This is a genomic window from Acidocella sp., from assembly GCF_013044125.1.
Taxonomy (GTDB): domain Bacteria; phylum Pseudomonadota; class Alphaproteobacteria; order Acetobacterales; family Acetobacteraceae; genus Acidocella.
In genome coordinates this window covers 1-3,459 of record NZ_JABEVC010000206.1, presented here as the reverse complement: position 1 = coordinate 3,459, position 3,459 = coordinate 1, and the positions used below count along the sequence as shown (strand labels likewise).

Here is a 3,459-nt window from a genome sequence, read left to right as displayed (position 1 = left end):
GTATCAGGTGGTGGTGGTCGGCTGCGACCGCGACGGCAATGTGGACATTGCCGACCTGAACGCGAAAATTGCCCAGCACCGGGAGGCGCTGGCGGCGCATCTGGTGCCGCATCTGCCCAACCATCCGCTGCGCGCGGATGCAGGTCCGGCCACGGGCTATGGGCCGGTTTCCGCCGCACCCTATGGCTCGGCGCTGATCCTGCCGATCCCCTATGCCTATATCCGCCTGATGGGGCCGGAGGGGATCACGCGGGCGACCAAGATCGCCATCCTCAACGCCAACTACATCGCCGCGCGGCTGGAGCCGTTTTACCCGATCTTGTATCGCGGCGCGCAGAACCGGGTGGCGCATGAGTGCATCATCGACTGCCGGGGCTTTGGCGCCACGGCCGGCGTGCAGGTGGAGGATATCGCCAAGCGCCTCGCCGATTACGGCTTCCATGCGCCCACCATGTCATGGCCGGTGGCGGGGACGCTGATGATCGAGCCGACGGAGAGCGAGGACAAGGGCGAGCTGGATCGTTTCTGCGAGGCGATGATCGCCATCGCGGGGGAGATTGCCAGCATTGCATCGGGCGCGTGGCCGCAGGCGGACAACCCGCTGAAGAACGCGCCGCACACGGCGGAAGAAGTGGCGGGGGCGCAATGGAGCCACCCCTACAGCCGCGCGCAGGCGGCGCATCCGCTGCCATTTGTGGCCGCTGCCAAGTACTGGCCGCCGGTGAAACGGGTGGACAACGTTTATGGCGACCGGAACCTGGTTTGCTCCTGCGCGCCGCTGGAGGCTTATGCTGCGGCGGCGGAATAAAAATTCATCAACGTGACCTAAAAAACCACTTGCGCCCGGGGGGGTATGGCCTCATAAGCCGCCCCTCTTGGCCCAGGGGGGCGTGGCGTGGTGCTGCGTTCTACAGGCTGTCTACTAGTTGAGGGGGTTCGAAATGAACGCACTTGCCCGACTGGGGATGGTCTCGGAGTCTCCGAGCGAAAACCAGACGACAACGGTCTCCGTGGAGCCGGCTAAAGACTATTTCGTGGAACGCGACGGCATCAAATATGCCGGAATGCATTTGTTGATCGACCTTTGGGGCGCGTCGAATCTCGACAGCCCGGAGCTGATCGACAAAACCCTGTGCGCCGGGGCGATTGAAGCGGGCGCCACCATATTGCACCACCATTTCCACCACTTCACCCCCAACGGCGGCGTGAGCGGGGTGGTTGTGCTCGCGGAGAGCCATATCTCCATCCACACCTGGCCCGAACGCAACTTCGCGGCGTTGGATGTGTTCATGTGCGGCGTCTGCGACCCGTACAAGGTGATCCCGTTCCTGCGTGAGGCTTTCAAGCCGACGCATGTGCAGGTTAACGAACAGAAACGCGGCCTGATCGCGTAAATGGGTGGGCGAGGGGCTGCGCCCCTCGTGACCCGCGTGAGGTTTTGAACCCCGGGGGGCGCAAGCTCCCCGATTTTTCTGCTGACCGATGCGATGAGGAATATTTCCAGATGACCGATACCTGGTTGAATGAGACCCTTTACCCGGACTGGGGCCAGCGCTTCCGCTTCGTGCGCCAGCTGGCGCGCGTGAAGAGCGCGTTTCAGGACATCGCCGTGTTCGAGACCGACAGCCACGGCCGCGTGCTGACGCTGGACGGCGTGATCCAGATCACCGAACGCGATGAGTTCGTGTATCAGGAGATGCTGACGCATGTGCCGCTGCTCGCGCACGGCAATGCGAAGAACGTGCTGATCATCGGCGCGGGCGATGGCGGCGTGCTGAAGCATGTGCTGATGCACAAGGGCGTTGAGCGCGCTGTGATGGCAGAGATTGACGGCGAGGTGATCCGCCTCTCCAAGGAGTTTTTGCCCGGTATTGGCGGGGATGCCTGGAACGATCCGCGCGCCGAGGTGATTGTGGGCGACGGCATCGACTATGTGAAGCGCGCGCCGGCTGGCTCGTTCGATGTGATCATTGTCGACTCCACCGACCCGATCGGCGTGGGCGAGGTGCTGTTCACCGATGAGTTCTACCAGAACGCGGCGCGGATTTTGACCGCGAGCGGGTTGATCGTGAACCAGTGCGGCGTGCCGTTCATGCAGGCGGACGAGCTGCGCGAGACCTCCGCCCGCCGGGCGCAGTTTTTCTCGCATGTGACCGCGTATGTTGCCGCGGTGCCGACCTATGTGGGCGGCTATATGACGCTGGGCTGGGCGGGCAAGGATGCGTCGCTGACGCAGCTTGCGCCCGAGGTGATCGCCCAGCGGGCCGAGGCCGCCGGCATTGCGGGCAAGAGCGAATACTGGACGCCGCATGTGCATGTGGCGGCGTTCTGGCTGCCGCCGTATATCGCGCGCCATCTGCCGGCCTGAGTTAAGAATCCAGCAAGGCGGCCCGGCATGTCAGGATGATGTGCCGGGCCGTTTGTTGTTCGGGGGGTTAGAAAATTCCCATCGCGAGCCCCGCGCCCAGCGAGGCGCCAAGCTCCCGGCAGCGCGCCAGCTCCGCGGCGGCGATGGTTTTGGGCGCCAGGATGGCCTCGGGCGTTTGCGCATGGGTGCAGATGATCAACGGGGCCGCTATCGCTTTCAGCCGCCAGCCGGTGGCGATGCGCTCAATCTGGCGCGCGGCGTTCTGGCCGTCGCTGCCCGCGCAGATCAGCGTGGCGTAAGGGCGGGCGTTGATGCGCTCCAGCGCCGGGTAATAGCAGCGGTCGAAGAAATCTTTCATGATGCCGGACATGGCGGCGAGGTTCTCGGGCGTGGCGAAGATGTAGCCGTCCGCCGCCAGGACGTCTTCCGGCATGGTTTGCGCCGCTGTTTGCAGCCGCACGCGCAAATGGGCCTCCGTCTGCGCCCCGGCGGCCGCGGCCTGCGCCATCTGCCGGGTGCCGCCGGTGAGGGAGTGGAAGACGATCAGCAGGGTTTTCATCGGTTATTGCTGGTCGATTGCCACGGTGCAGGTTAGCCCGGCCACCAGCGGGGTGCCTGCCGGCACATGGTCAAGCGCGATGCGTACCGGCACGCGCTGCGCCAGGCGCACCCAGGTGAAGGTGGGGTTCACACTGGCCAGCAGGGTGGGGCTGGGGCTGCGTTCGGCATCGCTGATGCCAGCCGCCAGCCCGGTGACATGGCCTGAGATGGCCGGGCCGCCGCCCAGCAGGGTGACGGTGGCTTTGTCGCCCACCGCGATGTGGCGCAGCTTGGTCTCCTCGAAATAGCCGTCCACATAGAGGGAGTCGGTATCGACGATCGCCACGTCGGGCTTGCCGGCGATCACGAAATCGCCAGGCTGCATCGAGAAATTAGTAACCACGCCGTTGACGGTGGCGAGCACGGTGCTGCGTTGCAGGTTGAGCTGGGCCACCGCCTCGTTGGCCTGGGCCTGCTGGTAGTCGGCGGCGGCTTCCATCGCGGCGGTGCCGGCGGTGTCGCGCGTGAGGCTGGAGACGGCGTTGTTGGAG

Annotated in this window: 4 protein-coding genes and 1 pseudogene; 3 read left to right on the top strand and 2 right to left on the bottom strand. The window is 65.0% G+C overall.

From position 1 onward, the window contains the following. The 3 genes and pseudogenes from HKL97_RS12645 to speE all read left to right on the top strand — a co-directional run. Window positions 1–808 (top strand): annotated as a pseudogene (locus HKL97_RS12645) (hypothetical protein); the annotation flags it as partial. 133 nt (window positions 809–941) lie between these two features. Next, window positions 942–1,394, top strand: coding sequence for an adenosylmethionine decarboxylase (speD, locus tag HKL97_RS12640; protein WP_291425893.1), 453 nt, complete (start codon window positions 942–944; stop codon window positions 1,392–1,394). A 110-nt stretch (window positions 1,395–1,504) separates the two neighbouring features. Beyond that, window positions 1,505–2,368, top strand: a complete 864-nt coding sequence (speE, locus tag HKL97_RS12635) for a polyamine aminopropyltransferase (protein WP_291425891.1) — start codon at window positions 1,505–1,507, stop codon at window positions 2,366–2,368. A gap of 67 nt (window positions 2,369–2,435) precedes the next feature. On the opposite strand, the gene HKL97_RS12630 is transcribed toward speE, so the two are convergent. Then, complete coding sequence (locus tag HKL97_RS12630) at window positions 2,436–2,927, bottom strand: flavodoxin family protein (RefSeq protein ID WP_291425889.1); 492 nt, start codon at window positions 2,925–2,927, stop codon at window positions 2,436–2,438. 3 nt (window positions 2,928–2,930) lie between these two features. Next, the coding region (locus tag HKL97_RS12625; protein WP_291425887.1) for an HlyD family efflux transporter periplasmic adaptor subunit at window positions 2,931–3,459 on the bottom strand (529 nt) is incomplete at its 5' end.

Bases quoted from the DNA above. Each gene is read 5' to 3' on its own strand.
- speD (WP_291425893.1), top strand. From the start codon at position 942: ATGAACGCACTTGCCCGACTGGGGATGGTCTCGGAGTCTCCGAGCGAA.
- speE (WP_291425891.1), top strand. From the start codon at position 1,505: ATGACCGATACCTGGTTGAATGAGACCCTTTACCCGGACTGGGGCCAG.
- HKL97_RS12630 (WP_291425889.1), bottom strand. From the start codon at position 2,927: ATGAAAACCCTGCTGATCGTCTTCCACTCCCTCACCGGCGGCACCCGG.